This window comes from Vibrio spartinae (assembly GCF_024347135.1).
Taxonomy (GTDB): domain Bacteria; phylum Pseudomonadota; class Gammaproteobacteria; order Enterobacterales; family Vibrionaceae; genus Vibrio; species Vibrio spartinae.
This window is the reverse complement of sequence record NZ_AP024908.1, coordinates 45,286-61,521: the sequence shown is the minus strand read 5'-3', so window position 1 is coordinate 61,521 and position 16,236 is coordinate 45,286. Positions and strand designations below refer to the sequence as shown.

Annotated in this window: 16 protein-coding genes; 7 read left to right on the top strand and 9 right to left on the bottom strand. The window is 40.2% G+C overall.

The features are described 5' to 3' along the window. Positions 1–248: 248 nt before the first annotated feature. The 9 genes from OCU60_RS18040 to OCU60_RS18000 all read right to left on the bottom strand — a co-directional run bounded on the left by OCU60_RS18040 (position 249) and on the right by OCU60_RS18000 (position 8,738). A complete protein-coding gene (locus OCU60_RS18040; RefSeq protein ID WP_074372033.1) occupies positions 249–899 on the bottom strand; it encodes a LysE family translocator in 651 nt (216 codons plus the stop codon). Positions 900–1,058: 159 nt separating this feature from the next. Beyond that, a complete protein-coding gene (locus OCU60_RS18035; protein WP_159439443.1) occupies positions 1,059–1,367 on the bottom strand; it encodes a cupin domain-containing protein in 309 nt (102 codons plus the stop codon). A 224-nt stretch (positions 1,368–1,591) separates the two neighbouring features. Continuing rightward, positions 1,592–2,863, bottom strand: coding sequence for an O-acetylhomoserine aminocarboxypropyltransferase/cysteine synthase family protein (locus OCU60_RS18030; RefSeq protein ID WP_074372031.1), 1,272 nt, complete (start codon positions 2,861–2,863; stop codon positions 1,592–1,594). 107 nt (positions 2,864–2,970) lie between these two features. Further along, positions 2,971–3,462 carry a GNAT family N-acetyltransferase gene (locus tag OCU60_RS18025; protein WP_074372030.1) on the bottom strand — a complete coding sequence of 164 codons (492 nt, stop codon included), beginning with the start codon at positions 3,460–3,462 and terminating at the stop codon, positions 2,971–2,973. Positions 3,463–3,543: 81 nt separating this feature from the next. Further along, a complete protein-coding gene (locus OCU60_RS18020) occupies positions 3,544–4,488 on the bottom strand; it encodes a D-2-hydroxyacid dehydrogenase family protein (protein ID WP_074372029.1) in 945 nt (314 codons plus the stop codon). A gap of 108 nt (positions 4,489–4,596) precedes the next feature. Then, positions 4,597–5,304 carry an aspartate/glutamate racemase family protein gene (locus OCU60_RS18015; RefSeq protein WP_074372028.1) on the bottom strand — a complete coding sequence of 236 codons (708 nt, stop codon included), beginning with the start codon at positions 5,302–5,304 and terminating at the stop codon, positions 4,597–4,599. Positions 5,305–5,450: 146 nt separating this feature from the next. Beyond that, entirely contained in the window at positions 5,451–6,701 is a 1,251-nt protein-coding gene (locus OCU60_RS18010) for a hypothetical protein (RefSeq protein ID WP_074372027.1), read from the bottom strand. A 326-nt stretch (positions 6,702–7,027) separates the two neighbouring features. Then, the gene (locus OCU60_RS18005) at positions 7,028–8,452 is read right to left on the bottom strand and encodes a hypothetical protein (RefSeq protein ID WP_074372026.1); all 1,425 of its coding nucleotides are present in this window, start codon (positions 8,450–8,452) and stop codon (positions 7,028–7,030) included. Between the two features lie 148 nt (positions 8,453–8,600). Continuing rightward, positions 8,601–8,738: a hypothetical protein gene (locus OCU60_RS18000; protein ID WP_205410468.1), complete on the bottom strand. Its 138-nt coding sequence runs from the start codon at positions 8,736–8,738 to the stop codon at positions 8,601–8,603. A 1,220-nt stretch (positions 8,739–9,958) separates the two neighbouring features. Here OCU60_RS18000 and OCU60_RS17995 point away from each other — a divergent pair. The 7 genes from OCU60_RS17995 (at position 9,959) to OCU60_RS17965 (ending at position 16,211) form a co-directional block, all read left to right on the top strand. After that, complete coding sequence (locus OCU60_RS17995; RefSeq protein ID WP_074372025.1) at positions 9,959–11,467, top strand: BglG family transcription antiterminator; 1,509 nt, start codon at positions 9,959–9,961, stop codon at positions 11,465–11,467. A 35-nt stretch (positions 11,468–11,502) separates the two neighbouring features. Then, on the top strand, positions 11,503–11,964 hold the full coding sequence (locus OCU60_RS17990; protein ID WP_074372024.1) for a PTS sugar transporter subunit IIA: 462 nt from the start codon (positions 11,503–11,505) through the stop codon (positions 11,962–11,964). Between the two features lie 4 nt (positions 11,965–11,968). Then, positions 11,969–12,286: a PTS fructose transporter subunit IIB gene (locus OCU60_RS17985; RefSeq protein ID WP_072954087.1), complete on the top strand. Its 318-nt coding sequence runs from the start codon at positions 11,969–11,971 to the stop codon at positions 12,284–12,286. A gap of 22 nt (positions 12,287–12,308) precedes the next feature. Beyond that, positions 12,309–13,394, top strand: a complete 1,086-nt coding sequence (locus tag OCU60_RS17980; protein ID WP_074372023.1) for a PTS fructose transporter subunit IIC — start codon at positions 12,309–12,311, stop codon at positions 13,392–13,394. Between the two features lie 29 nt (positions 13,395–13,423). Beyond that, positions 13,424–14,287, top strand: coding sequence for a class II fructose-bisphosphate aldolase (locus tag OCU60_RS17975; protein WP_205410467.1), 864 nt, complete (start codon positions 13,424–13,426; stop codon positions 14,285–14,287). Positions 14,288–14,312: 25 nt separating this feature from the next. Next, entirely contained in the window at positions 14,313–15,179 is an 867-nt protein-coding gene (locus OCU60_RS17970; RefSeq protein WP_074372021.1) for a ketose-bisphosphate aldolase, read from the top strand. Positions 15,180–15,332: 153 nt separating this feature from the next. Continuing rightward, positions 15,333–16,211, top strand: coding sequence for an ROK family protein (locus tag OCU60_RS17965; RefSeq protein WP_235862148.1), 879 nt, complete (start codon positions 15,333–15,335; stop codon positions 16,209–16,211). Positions 16,212–16,236 lie beyond the last annotated feature (25 nt).

Sequence of the window (16,236 nt, the reverse complement as noted above, 5' to 3'; positions counted from 1 at the left end):
CAGGATGTTTTATTTAGCACTCTTTTCCCCAGCTCTTCGTTATCGCCCAACGACAGTACCAGCAAAAATGAAATTATTTGCTTTTACAGCATGGAGTAAGGCTACATTTGTTGAGAAAATACGAGCGACTACGTTTTCAACTAAGCCTGAATTGAACGCTAAGTTACAAAGTGGGTTAACCGCAGACGTTGCAAGTCCACAACCTTGTTGCTAGTTGATTAACTTGTTATATTTTTGTTGCGCTCGAACTATTTGGTTAAAGCTGATTTTACTATTGTGAAACCAATCAGGCCTAAAATAGCGCCAGTACATTTATCTATATAATAAGCTAGCTTTGAAAATTTGCGACGCATCTTGTCCCTTGATAGTACATAAATAACAGACAAATCCCATACAAAAACAACTGATGTCATCCAAAGACCAAGTCCCACTTTAAAACCAAAATTTACATCATTAGTTAAGACGACAGTAAATAGGCTTAAGTAAAACAAAAGGTTTTTAGGGTTCAAAATGCCAGACATAAACCCTGTAATGAATTCCTTTACAAAAGTAGTCTCTGATTGCTGGCTCTGGCTGTCAGACAGTTCCAGATCCTGATAGTCACTTTTCTTGGCTCTTAAAGCCATAATCGCTAGATAAACAAGAAAAATACCACCTGCAACTTTCAGTGCGATCATGATGATTACAGAGCTTGCCAACAGTGAACCGACACCAATTAAGCAAAGAGCAATATATAATGCATTCGCACTTGCTATACCGGCTGCAACCCCAATCGATTTTTTAGAACCATTTTTTATAGCGCTTTTTACAACAAGTACGAAATCAGGCCCCGGACTTAATAATGCCAGAAAATGCGCAATAGCGACTGTTACAAATATACTGAAGAGTGCCCAATCCATATTTAAATTCCCTGTTATTTGAGAGCATTCACGACTCGATAAAAATATAACGCCCGGTTAAGCATCTGCCAACGCAATGACCAACTAACCACAATGCGCCGTCAACACCAAGCCGTTTGTTAACTAACCGTTTGTTAACTAACCGTTACTCAACACCTGTTACTCAACAACTGTTACGCCTTCCATTTGTGAAATAGTCATATATTTACTCGGCTCTAAAGCCAATACCGAATGATCGGTCCTTGCACCGATAAGAACAAAATCATTTGCTGCATAAATTTCTGAGTTTATTTGTAGACGACCGTCAAGAACATATATTTGTTCCCAGCCGGGATGATGATGCAACGGTAACTCTGCATGCTCCTCAAATTTGAGTATTGCCGTTCTACCATTTTCAGTTTTCTCAGATAGCCAAAAAAATTCAACACCAGAAAATGGCGTTTTTGACCATGTTATATTTTCTTTCATACGAGGGATTATCATATATTTTTCTTACATAAATGATTAGTGAATATAATAGAATGGTAAGACAGAAATCACTGCATGAGTGCTGTCTAATCTATACACGCGATCAAGTTAGCTTTTAAAGTGTTTCACTCAATTCAAAACCAAGTAAACCATTCCGGGCATGGATGCCTGCATCAGAAAGAGGATTGTCATCCTAAATTCAATGCAGGCCTTCGAATCACTCTTTAGGCTTTATCCAACGCTTGCGATACATCGGCAATAATATCGTCGATATGCTCAATACCCACCGAAATACGCACCAAGTCGGCACTCACACCGGCTTTTTTCAGCTCTTCTTCATTCAGCTGACGGTGCGTAGTCGAAGCAGGATGACATGCCAGTGATTTCGCATCGCCAATATTGACCAAGCGTAAAATCATATCGAGCGAATCGATAAACTTGGCACAGGCATCAATTCCCCCGGTGATGCCAAAACTCAAAATACCCGAGGCTTTGCCCTTCGTAATTTTTTGGCAGGTTGCATAATACGGGCTATCCGGTAAGGCAGCGTAGTTTACCCACTCGACTTTCGGGTGTTGCTGTAAATATTCCGCAAGGCGCTGAGCGTTTTCACAATGGCGATCCATCCGCAAACCCAACGTCTCCAAACCTTGTAAAATTTGAAACGCATTCACCGGTGAAATGGCAGAGCCGGTATTGCGCAGTGGCACCACTCGACAACGCGCTATATACGCGGCAGCCCCAAGGGCTTCAGTGTAAACCACATCGTGGTAGGAAGGGTCTGGCTCATTAAGAATCGGAAAACGTTTTTTATTGGCAACCCAATCAAACTGGCCAGAATCAACAATAATCCCGCCAATCGTTGTACCGTGGCCGCCAATATATTTCGTGAGTGAGTGCACAACGATGTCGGCACCCAGATCAAACGGGCGACACAAATAAGGCGTGGCGACCGTATTATCGACAATCAAAGGGACACCGTGTTTGTGTGCAATCTCCGCCAAACGTGCAATATCTACAATATTGCCGGCTGGATTACCAATCGATTCACAAAATACCGCTTTGGTATTTTCGTCGATTGCGTTTTCAAACCCCGCAAAATCATCATGCGACACCATACGCACGTCCACACCTTGGCGTGGCAGCGAGTGCGCAAACAAATTATACGTACCGCCATACAATTGGCTGGTACTTACAATATTGTCACCCATTTGCGTAATACACTGAATCGCATAGGTAATGGCCGCCATACCTGATGACACCGCGAGCGCCGCAATGCCGCCTTCCATCGCTGCCACACGTTTTTCCAACACATCGGTCGTTGGGTTCATAATCCGAGTATAAATATTACCCGGTACAGCTAAATTAAACAGATCTGCGCCATGCTGAGTATCATCAAAGGTATACGATGTGGTTTGATAAATGGGTACAGCTGCGGCTTTCGTGGTCGCTTCGGATTTATAGCCTTCATGCAGAGCAATTGATTCGAGTTTCATCGGATGTCTCATCTAAATTTATAGTGGTTATATTACTTTCAATAACAGCTTTCTTTTTGGTTAAGAAAAGCCACTACTCTATGATTTTTCGTCCAGTTTGATGCTGATTAATGACTCGTCTCCCGTTTCAATATTGTCTTCGACATATTGAAACCTGTTACGGCAAAACCGACCTCTTTATACAACTTTAATGCTCGTTCATTATGATACGCGACTCTTAACTTTATTTGATTTATGCCTGCTGATTGAAGCTGTTTTTCTAACGCTGATATGGCTTGCCGGCCGAAACCTCGGCTTCGATGCTCTGGCGCGATAAAGAAATCATAGATAAACGTTGAACTGTCGTTGTGATTAACGGAATGCCATAGATAACCGACTAAATGTTGTTCCCCTTCAATTTCCGCATCAATACATAGCAGTGAATGCTCTGTGTCTTTCAGACCATTTGGAAAACAACGATTCAAATCTTTTTCCGCTAGCTCAATTGCCAACGCCATTGAATGACCGTAATTCGTAGCGATTTCCTGACTATAGTCATCAATAAAATACTGACAGAATGCCGGATATTCTTCTTGTCTCATCTCTCTGAGCACAACCATTTCTCTTCCCTTTTATACGATGAATTCGAATAGCAACATAATCCTAATTTAAGGTGAGACCCACCATAGCGATGCAACGATTTATACTGCACCCGGCTCAAAAGCTAAAATATTCTCAAATGCTATTTTGAAGTACAACTCATAACTATTTTGTTCAACGTATCCAAGATGAGGTGTTGCCGTTACGTTGGGTAATGAAAGCAAGGGTTCGTTGCTTACAGATGCTGGCTCATGATCAAACACGTCGATGGCTGCTCGCTTCGTTGGTACGGAGACCAGCTCATGATAAAGTGCCGAAGTTGCGACAAGTTCTGAACGGCTGGTATTGATAAATAAAGAATCTGGTTTCATGAGACGGAGGTCCTCGGCAGAAACACATGCTCTGGTTGCTTTATTTAGCCGTAAATGCAGTGACACTATATCTGAGGTAGAGAAGAACGCTTGTTTTGACGCCGCAGCTTCAAAACCATGCTCGAGGGCTAAATTTCTAGATTGAATACTCCCCCAAACGACAACTGTCATTTCAAACGCTTTTGCATATTGAGCTATTCGTTGTCCTATCTTTCCGTAACCCCAAATACCGAGTTTTAACCCCTTTAAAGTGCGACCTAAGCCAAGGACACCTGAGTCCTGCCATTGGTTATTTTGAAGGTTAGAAACATATGCTGGAATATGACGACTTGCTGCCATGAGCAAAGCCCAACACAACTCTGAAGGCGCGATTGGAGAGCCGCGACCTTCTAGTACTTTCACACCGTGTTTCTCACACAAGCGAACATCAATATGATTGCTGACTTTACCCGTTTGACTAATAACCTGTAGGCGTGGCAACTGAGAAAGTAGTGACTCAGTGATGACGGTGCGCTCTCGGATTAACACGAGAACATCAGTATCTATCAGCTTGGTGACTAACTCTGCCTCCGGGAGGGTTTCATTGAGGATCGTGACATCGTGCGCTGACAGTAATTCAAAACAATCCAGAGTTTTGACCACGTCCTGATAGTCATCCAATACCGTTATTTTCATTCAACTTTCCTTGTTATTATAACGCCTGCAATAAGGTGTACCACACTGAACCAGCAAAGCATACCAAACACGCGACCAAAACCTCTGAGTATAACGCATCACCTTGATTTATATTACCATATCATTCGATATTGCTAATTGAACGGCCCGTGCAGCATGAATTTCAGTCGTATCATACAATGGTACTTGTGTATGTCCTTGTTGAATAAGCAGCGCGATTTCAGTACAACCAAGTATCACAGCCTCGGCACCCTGCTGATGTAAACTGTTTACAATATTCAAATACTGTTCTCTCGATTCAGTGCAAATCATCCCCCGACACAATTGGTCATAAATGATGTCGTGAACAACGGTCTGATCGTGGGGATTAGGAACAATGACATCAATCCCAAATTTATCAACTAAACGACTTTTATAGAAATCCTGTTCCATTGTGAAGCGAGTACCAAGTAACCCAACTTTTTTAACACCGTCAGCAACCAATTTATTGGCAGTTGCATCGGCAATATGAAGAATTGGGATAGAAATTTCAGCCTCAATTTCTGGAACAACTTTATGCATTGTATTGGTGCAAATCATTAAAAAATCAGCACCACCAGCTTCAACTGACTTTGCTGCATTCGATAAAATCAATGCCGTTTCATTCCACTTGCCTTCATGTTGTAGCTTTTCAATTTCATCGAAATTGACGCTATATAAACAAATTTTTGCAGAATGTAGACCACCAAGTTCAGACTTAACCCCCTCATTGATTGCCTTATAATAGCTGGCGGTTGATTCCCAACTCATCCCACCTAACATTCCGATTGTTTTCATTCTGTACTCCATAATTGAAATCGCCTTTGGCATAACTGCCGAACAAGATACTCTTCAGCATCCGAAGCTCACTTTTACTTAACTGAAGTCATTACTGAATCATTGGGTGTCTTTATATATGATACTACGCAACAGCAGGTTACCCTCTAATACGAGCGTTCAACTGCGGAATTCGGGTTAAATACAGCGACATATGGACTGACTTTTAACATCTCAGAAATACCAGAGTATCCCGTACCATCAAATGGGTTTTTAAAATTGGTAAAATAGCCTCTGCTAAACGGCTCATTCTTCATATGGATAACCATGACACCAGAATAACTTTTATAAAGCGGGAAGCCACCAGAATTTTTAAACAAGGTCGCATCATTTTCAGCGCCGTACCTTTCGAGTTTCCCCCCCACTTTTTTGGCATATTTTTTAGCTAAATCTCTCATTCTAGCGGTTTGTTGTGGGTATTCAGCAAACGTCCATTTACGTGGATTTGACTCTAACTGCTTGATGATATCGGATTTTATTGCGCCTAATCTAGCAGTTACCTTTTTATCAAGTGGATGTCCATTATTGACACAATAAGAATCTCTTTTGATAAGCTTGTTGATAAATGCATCGGTATTATTAGAGTAGAAAACATCGAGCCAGGATTCTGCAATAATGCGCTTTTCCATAAATAGGTCTTTTACCTTAACCATTTTTTCAACCTGCTTTTGCGCGGCTGCATTACAGGTTCTTTCTAACAAGCTAGCCTGGTATACCCTGGCATTTTTAAAAGAATCTAAAACCATATTGATAGTAATGGTCATGTATGAACCATGGACGCCGTACTCTGGAAATTTTTCAATAAGAACCGGAAAAGATTTGCGAAATTCATCCTCATACGCGAGTAAATCAGGAATGTTCTCTTTAATAAAATCAAGATCGTGGTAAGAAAGAATAGACTCTTTTGCCGTTTTCTTCTTACCGATAGTCAATAATGTTATAAGTTTGTCAATTTGAGGTATTTGGTTGTAGAAATTGACTTTTTCTAGCCTAAGTATTTTCTTGTCTATTGATGGATTTTGTTTACCTGCAACCGTACTTTCAGCTTCCTGAATTAATTTTTCATACTCATCTTTCAAGGTACGGCCTTCAGGTACGGCCTTATACCCATCTGAGATTTTTGCATAAAAAATTTTAGCTTGCTTGACACTGCGCTCCACACTCTTATATGACTCCGCATTGAGGAATTGCCGGATTTTATGCATCTGTTTTTGTGTGAATTTATGATACTTAATATCATGCTTTAGCTGTGATTCAGGGGTTAAGTCTTTCGCAGCCGGAAGCGGTGAATGGAAAAGAAAAAAACTCAGGCACAATGCCACGAGAATTCTTACTTTAAAGCGATTAACTAGTAACATTGACGATAACTCATATTAAAAAAGACCAGTCCTTTTCTCACAATCGTAGACATCTTGTGACATCTTTTTGTGACCCCTTCAAACACCACAGAAGTGATGCCCTCTATTAGAAAAATACTGGCTAACTGCATTGCCAATACCTATCTGGGAGTCTCATGCTATGGGTTCAGTTATAATCGTAAATAATACTTTAATTTACAGCCTACACAATAACCCAAACAGCCGAAGAGGATTGAAAAAACTGGCCCGACACCAAACTATCCTGATCTGGTATCGGGCCTGTTTAACTCCCCATCCTTACTTTAAAAATAAGGGACAAGAGGAGACTAGTCACACGGGACGGGGACAATTGCCGGAATAATGCTAACACCTGAAGCATCGGCATAACCGGTGCCGTCATATGTCCGGGTAAACGAGGCATGTTGCATGCGGCAGAATGAGTCTTTTGAATATTTCATCATGACCCACCCCTTTGTGCTCTTGTACAGGGGTATTCCCAATCCATTCTTAACTAAGGTCCAGGGCCCGTCCTGACGGCCGACTTTAACCAATTCATACCCCATTTTTTTCACAACCTGAGTTGTCCTTTTTTCAATGGCATCCGAAACGGATACAGTCTTTTCATCGGCCCAGCGGTTTTTGTTTTTAGACGTTGCAACTACCTTGATCGTCTCCGGAATCTTGGCTATGCCAGCTTCCAGCTCAGCGTAGGAGGGCTCTGCAAGTCCAGCTAATTTATGGCTTTCAGCTATATTCTGTTCCAACTCGCGAACATAGTCTTTGCCATCCAACACAAACTTCTTGTAGTCAGACCATTCTATATAGCCGTCATCGGTCAAGCGGGCGATAACGGCGTTAATGTTTTTGATTTCCTGTTGAAGATGACGCTGGTATGAAACAGCGGCCAATTGTGCATAATATTTATCCGCATTTTCGGCCAATTCACATTCTGCCTGTCTGTCTCTGCCGGTGTTCTTCTTAACCATTTCCGCGTATTTACCTTTACAATCCACGGCTAATTGTTTGATTCGAGGCAAATCCTTCTTCAACCCCTTGACATAACCGATGTCAGCCGGCTTGTTCGCTTTTCCGACGACTAATTGATTCCAATAAGAGATATCGTGGACGGTATTGTCAAAATCACCGACCAGACTAACATTTTCCATAAACTTCGCATTTTTATCGGCATAGATGTTATCCATATACTCCGGCATTTTCTTCAAGGCATCATGACGCGCAATCAGGTCTTTGATGACTGGCTCATCCAACAACTCGGCAGGAATTCTTGCCTTGATCTTATCCGCTTTTTCCACATCCTCCAGACAGACATATGCGTCCCGAGAGCCATAGCTCTCCTTTTTGGGACAGGATTTTCTTTCCATGAGTGAAATTTTATTGCGATAATTTCGAGCAGCTTTCTCAACGATGGCCTGATGCGCCATCCCATCAAGCAATCCTCGCAATTTTTCCTGTCTTTCCCGTAAGCTGCTAATCTTGGCGTCGGATTTAATTTCATCGGAATATCTATCGAAGACCTTGTCCAGTTTTTTCATTGACCTTGCACAACGCTTACTGATGGTTCCGATTGGCTTTCCAAGATTAGTATTACAGTCCTTTTGCTCAGCCCGTACCACTTTCTTCTCATAGGATTTAATAGCCCTGTCCAGCTTACTTGAAGCAGCATATATCGGTGATTCGCAAGCGAATCCGATTAGAACAAAAAGACATAATCCTTTTGTAACATTTTTCATAACTTATCCTTTAACATTTAAAAAATAAATGGTCCATTTAAACTAATCATTCAACACAACGACACAACCAATTGAGCCAGTCACGCATTTTTCAGTCTTTCCACAAAATAAAGATTACAAGGCCGAATACTTACAAAACATCTCTATTTCATTCCACCTTGAACAATGCCGCCAATAACGCCAATAACGCCAATAACGCCAATAACGCCAATAACGCCAATAACGCCAATAACGCCAATAACGCCAATAACGCCAATAACGCCAGCTTAAACCGCAGACAAAGCATAAAACAAACCGCGGCATTGCACCGTAAACACTAAAATAACCACAAACCAAAAGTATCAAGCGTTGGCTGTCGGTTTGAAGCTTTTGTTAGATATCAGTCTAATTAATTAGGTCAATATCACTTTATGTAAACCTCAACTCATTCACTTGAATGTCCACTTTGGTTTTCGATATAACGACAGCCATTAAAACTGACATCAATAACTTGCTTCTAGAGTTAATTTCAGAGAAATACAATTCAGGGTTGCCTTTTAACAATCAAGAAACATATCACTTGATAGCCATACAAAATGACTTAAAAATACGCATAAAAATATCAGTCCGGCATCATTATCAGGCAGACATGCCCCCATTGTGCTGTCTTAATCTGCGCACGCATGATTCATCAACACGACCGCAATCCAGACTCTTCTCGGATAAGATCGACTGATTAAGAATAAGCATCGGAACACCGTACATAGCACTGAATAAATAGCAGAGAACCGCCAGAATAAATGAATACCAACATGACATTCTTTGACATGGGCATGATTTGTACAAAATTGCGGTATTTTAACCGTCAGTCAAAAGTGATGATGTTGCGGTTTGAGATGCAATGATCTTTTCTGGCAGCGACTTGATAAGGGCAACACAACTGCCCGGTTTTCACACGGTCGCTTCGCTCACCCCATTGAAGTCATGATTTGGCTTTACCCTGCCCCAACTCAAAAGTTCCAGCTCAGAAGCGACTTGAAGGACGAGACTTTGCAGTTCTTCTAGCCGAATATGAGCACTTTCTGGTCAACCAATATCGCCTCCCAAATTTATATTCAACACCCATCCAAAAAACGATGGCTCATGGGTTAATTAATTATATCCATTGGTTAAATTTTCCGAGTTTTTCATATTTCATGAAATAGTCTCATAGTGTCATATCATCCAGTGTCCCTTGAGGATGTTATTTGTTGTATTCAATTATCTAATTGCTCATGCAACTTTATGGGTATTCTTTCAAAATTTCCTAGTAGTCGTCATAGAACACAAAAACTGAACCATAATTAAGGTAGGCTGTTTAATTGCACTTTTTACAATGAACATTAAATAAGATCCAGATCAAACTTTTAACTTTAATCGTGTCCATTAAAAATGGACAGATTATGTTATTCATTATATGTGATTCATGTTGCTATTATAGAAGTGTTGCAGATAGGAACTAAAAAATGCTACAGGGAGGGGGGTTATATGATTTTATCTAAAAGACAAAAAAATATTCTTGACCATCTAGTTCAAGAGGATAATTTCATTACCGCAAAAGAACTCTCTATAAAATTGAATGTATCTGAGAAGACAATATATCGCGAAATAAAAAGCATTAAAGAAAGTCAATCTAAGTACATGGACATCATCATTAACCATATTGGTAAAGGATTTAAAATAAATTACGAAGAATATATTAGCAAGTTCTCTAACTCAAATAATAATGCCTATAAAAAACATGCAATGTCCACCAGTGAGCGGAGAGAAAAAATACTCATTTATTTATTATTGAGCTCTCCAGAAAAAACATCAATTGCCAGATTATCAGAATTATATATGATCAGTGCATCTTCTATCGCCCATGATCTTGAGCATATAGAAGAGATAATCAATGATACCAATGTTAAACTCATAAAAACAAGTCAGGGAACCTTTATTCATGGTGACGAAGCAAAAATAAGGGAATTACTGAAAAACTTTATCATTAACATTATTACCAATAATGACTATAGTTATGATCTTATTTTACTTCAGAATTATTTTCTATATGAAGAAATTATTTTCACTAAAAATATTTTAAAATATATCATGTCAGAAGACATCTCATTAGAAGAGCCCTATTACATTAATATACTAATTTATATAATTGTAACGATAAAAAGAATTAAAACGGGACAATATTTAGGTCGGGTAAATTACCCAAATAAAGAGAGAACAAAAAACTCAGCTATCAGAAAAATAGCGAGCGAATTAACCAAAAGAATATCATCATATACCATGAGTATATTAAATGATTATGAAGAAGATAATCTATATTACCTTATTTACTCATCAAGATTTTCTGAAAACTGTAATAGAAATAAATTCGACAGTTCCAATGAAGAAATGGAGTGTGTGAATTTTACTGATTTTCTCATCGTCAACATGGTCGATGAATGTTCGGCTAAATTCTTTGATAACAATGAACTACGGCGAAATCTCATGCCACATGTAAGATTGTTGATCATGCGGTTAAAACATCACATCAATATCCACAACCCGCTGTTGAACGAGATTAGAAGTGAGTGTGATCTTTTATTTAACTCTCTAACCAAAATCATTAACAACTCAACCGAATTTAATAAATATAAAAACATTAGTTATGATGAAATCGGTTACCTCACTTTGTATTTTCAATATTACTATGAGCAACATTTGCAATCTTTGAATATTGTTATTGTTTGTTCCACAGGCATCGGGACATCTCATCTTTTAAAGGGTCGGGTGTTAAAATCTTTCCCAAAATGGAAAATTATCGACATCATTCCGTTTTCAAAGATAAAAAATGTCCAAGATATAGAAAATGTGGATTTAATACTAACAACGATTAATATAGAGAGTTTTGACTATAAGATACCTTATGTTCACGTCAGTGCTTTTATTAATGAAAAAGACATCGATAATATATTAAAAATAACTAAAACACTAGAAGTGGATGAACAATCTATATTATGAATAGAATCTTTAATCAATTGAAATGGTAAGCTGAAATGAATATCAGAAACGTATTGAATGAAAAACTAATTAATTTAAATCTTCAGGCAAAGACGAAAGATGAAGTATTAAATGAACTTTGTCATATGCTTTACGACAATGGTTGTATTTCAGATGTTGATGCTTTTTTAAAGGATGTTTATTTAAGAGAGCATGAAGGTGAAACTGGGTTGGGATCTTACATTGCGATTCCTCATGGAAAATCAGATTCAGTGATTAAGACATCGATTGCCATTGGGAAAACACCTCATGATATCGCATGGGAATCTTTAGATGATCTTCCCGTTCGCTTCATTATTTTATTTGCCGTCAGAATGATAGATAAATCTACCGTACATATAAAATTATTAGCTCATGTATCTGAGCTTTTAGCAGATGATGATTTATTAGATCAACTTTTAAACATCAAATCAAAAGAAGAACTATTCAGTTTATTTGGAAACATAGAAGAGGACTAAAACTATGAACATAGTCGCTATTACAGCCTGCACCTCTGGAATCGCCCACACCTATATCGCTAAAGAAAAACTGATAAAAGCTGCACAATCTTTAGGACATAGTATTTACGTAGAAACTCAGGGAACCATCGGTGTAGAAAATGAATTAAGAAAAGAAAATATTGCCGAAGCGGACGTTGTTATTATTGCCGCTGATATAAAAGTATCAGGAAAAGAGAGATTTGCGGGAAAACGTATCGTTGAAGTACCAACGCAATTATTAATTAAATCTCCTAAGGCGTTAATCAATAAATTACAGGAAGATATGATTCCTAAAGTATAACTTTATTATAGAGAGTTAAACGATGAAACTTGAACTTAAAAAGCATGCATTAACTGCTATATCCTACATGTTGCCTTTAGTTGTCACTGCCGGTCTATTGATTGCAATAGGCAATTTAACCGGAGGTAACGTCATTCATGACTATAAAGCTGCCTATAATATTCCCGATGCACTGGTCTCTCTGGGAGTCCTCGGAATGGGATTACTGGCCCCGGTAATCTCTGCGGCAATCGCCTATTCGATTGCTGATCGGCCGGGGATAGCCCCCGGATTGATGATGGGGCTGATTGCCAATTCAATTGGCGCCGGATTCCTTGGCGGGATGTTAGGCGGCTATGTGGTCGGATTCTTTATCTTATTTTTAAAAGACAGAATCAAAGTCCCGAGCTGGGCCCAAGGCTTGATGCCGATGATGATCATCCCGTTGGTCTCCACCGTTTGTATTGGCATCCTGATGTATTTCGTCATTGGCGTTCCCATTGTCTGGGCAACCCATGTGTTAACCACTTTCCTGATGAGTATGCAGGGCGGAACCCGGTTTGTCTTTGGTATGATTATGGGTGGCATGGCGGCCTTTGATTTTGGCGGTCCAGTCAATAAAGTGGCTTCTCTGTTTGCCGACGGACTATTACTAGAGGGGATTAAAGAGCCGGAAGCGATCAAAATATTAGCGTCGATGGTGCCGCCTTTCGGGGTCACGATCTCTTTACTCATATCCAAACTCATTGGTAAACAAATCTACTCCACTTCTGAGAAAAACAATATCAAAATCGCATTCCCGATGGGGATTTGCATGATCACCGAAGGCGTCATTCCTATCGCGGCCGTCGATCCAATCCGGGTAATTTTCTCATGTACCGTGGGTGCTGCGATTGGCGGTGGTATATCGATGTATCTAGGAATCGGCTCTCCGGTACCGTCCGGCGGTATGTTTATTGTACCGGCCATGAACCACCCTCTCTCATTTTGTATCGCTTTGCTGGCCGGCTCACTCATTACCGCATTACTGCTTGTCATCCTGAAGAAAAAACCGAAGGAAGACGACTCAGCGACAGAAGATGAGGATGAAGAAGAACTCGATCTCTCATCGATCAAAATTTCTCAATAAATAGAGGGTTAAATCACATGTATGTCTCTATGAAAAAGATGCTATCTCAGGCGAATCAGCAGAATTACGCTGTTATGGCAATAAACTGCTTCAACCTGGAAACCGTCAGGAGTGTGATATCAGCTGCGCAGGAACTGCGTGCACCGATGATTATCGATATTGTTCAGGAACACCTATGTCATCACTGTGACAGCAAATTGATCACACCGCTGGTGATTGAACTGGCACGTCGGGCCAATGTCGATGTCGCTTTAAATTTGGATCACGGAGAAGATATTGGCTTAATCAAAAAATGTATGGTTGACGGTTTTTCGAGCGTGATGGTCGATGCATCCAAGTATTCATTTGATGAAAATATCCGCTACACCAAAGAAATCGTGGATTTTGCCAAAATATATGATGCCAGTGTCGAAGGTGAGCTGGGAAATATTGGCCTGACAATGTCGGGGGATTACACCAATGAAGCCATGTTTACCAATCCTGACCAAGCGAAAAAATTTATTGATGAAACCGGGATTGACGCTTTGGCGGTCTCATATGGTTCTTCACATGGCCACTATCCGCAAGGCGTAGTGCCAGAATTGAATTTCGATATTCTGACAAAAATTAAGCAAGCAACACATGCGCCTTTAGTTTTACATGGGGGATCCGGCGTGGGTGCTGACAATATCAAACAATCAGTCGCATTGGGCATTAATAAAATTAATGTTGGGAGCGATTTTATGAAAGCCAATGTGAATAGTATTCAAGAGCAGCTCCATGAGAATCCAAATAAAAATTACTGGGAAGTTATTCGACAAGCTGAAGAACAGAGTAAAGAAATAATTAAGTATTACATTTCTATTTCTGGATCCGAAGGGAAATCCTTGCTGAGTAATTATTTACATCATTAAAGTTGAATTTATAAGGAATTTATCTATGTTAGTTTCAATGAATTATTTATTATCAGTTGCCAAGAAAAATAAATTCGCCATCGGTGCTTTCAATGTGGCAGACAGTAGTTTTGTACGTGCAGTGGTTGAAGAAGCTGAAGCTTGTCAGGCCCCGGCAATTATTTCTATCCATCCTACGGAATTGTCATTTTTGACCGATGATTTTTTTGCCTATGTCGCGAAGAGAACGTCAAATAGTCCGGTTCCCTTTGTCATTCACTTAGATCACGGTGGTTCGTTTGATGATGTGATGCGGGCGATCAGCTGTGGGTTTACTTCGGTGATGATCGACGGTTCGCTGCTCCCTTACGAAGATAACGTGACGTTAACTAAAAAAGTGGTTGAAGCTGCACATTCCATCGGGGTCTCTGTTGAGGCGGAGTTAGGCACCATCGGATCTACAGGAACCTCAGTGGAAGGCGGTGTGAGCAAAGTCATATATACCGATCCCGCCGAAGCAGAAGACTTCGTCACCCGAACCGGTGTCGATACGCTGGCCGTTGCCATCGGAACCGCACATGGTATTTATCCGAAAGATATGGAACCCAAACTGAAACTGGATATTTTGGCAGATATTGCAAACCGGGTTGATATTCCTCTCGTATTACACGGTGGTTCAGCAAATCCCGATGAAGAGATTGCCAGTGCGATTGAAATCGGCATTCAGAAAGTGAATATTTCAAGTGATATGAAAGCGGCTTATTTTGATAAATGTAGAGAGATTCTTTCAGAAAATACTTGGTGGGATCCAAATGTTATTTATCCTGATTGTATCGATGCGGCAAAAGAAGTTATTCGGACAAAAATGAAATTATTTAATTCGATAAATAAAGTTGAGCTTTATCTTCAATAATTACTGAGTTCAACGCAACTTCTAATTTTTATTTAAAATAAAGCACGGCTTAATATGCTGATTCATATGTTATATCACGCGTGATATTGCACGGGCGTATTATTGCCGTGTTTTATTGCTGTATTTTATTGATGATAATTAAATGAGGCTGTTATGTTAGATACATTCATGTTAGGTGCAATAGAAGCTGGTGGAACGAAATGTATTGCAGCAGTTGCTGACCAAGATCTGAATCTGATTGATAAAATCAGCGTACCAACCACAGATCCGAGTCAGACACTGGGGGCAATCGCTGACTTTTTCTCGTCATATTCGCTTGCCGCTATGGGGGTCGGATGTTTTGGTCCCATCGATCTGAATTTATCATCCCCGACTTACGGATATATTGAATCTACACCTAAGCTAGCATGGAAAGGTTTTAATATCCTTGGTGCATTACAAGCACAATATCGCATCCCGATCGCCCTGAATACGGATGTCAATGTCGCGGCTTTGGGAGAGTTAAAACGCGGTGCTGCGGTTGGCGAACAAAGCTGTATCTATATCACAGTCGGCACCGGAATCGGTGGGGGCGTCGTTGTGGATCGGCAGATATTTAATGGGTATCATCATCCGGAGCTGGGGCATATCGCCGTCAAACGTTTTCCATCGGATACGTTCGCCGGCATATGTCCTTATCACACGGATTGTTTAGAAGGTCTGGCATCCGGGCCGGCTCTGGCTGAACGAGCCCATCAGCCGCCGAACCAAATTGGCAAAGATGATCCACTCTGGGAAATTGAGGCTTATTACTTGGCGCAAGCAATTGTCACATATAGTCTGATTTTATCTCCGGCAAAAATTATACTGGGTGGCGGAGTCATGCAACAGGAGCATATATTGGAAATGGTCAAAACTTCGGTGAATCAACAGTTAAATCACTATATTCAGATCCCCGACATTGATCATTATATTGTCAGACCTCAACTGAAAAATGAGGCCGCAATTATCGGCGGGTTTATCCTCGCAAAAGATGCACTAAGATTGGGATAAAATGATCTTCACCCGATAAGATGGA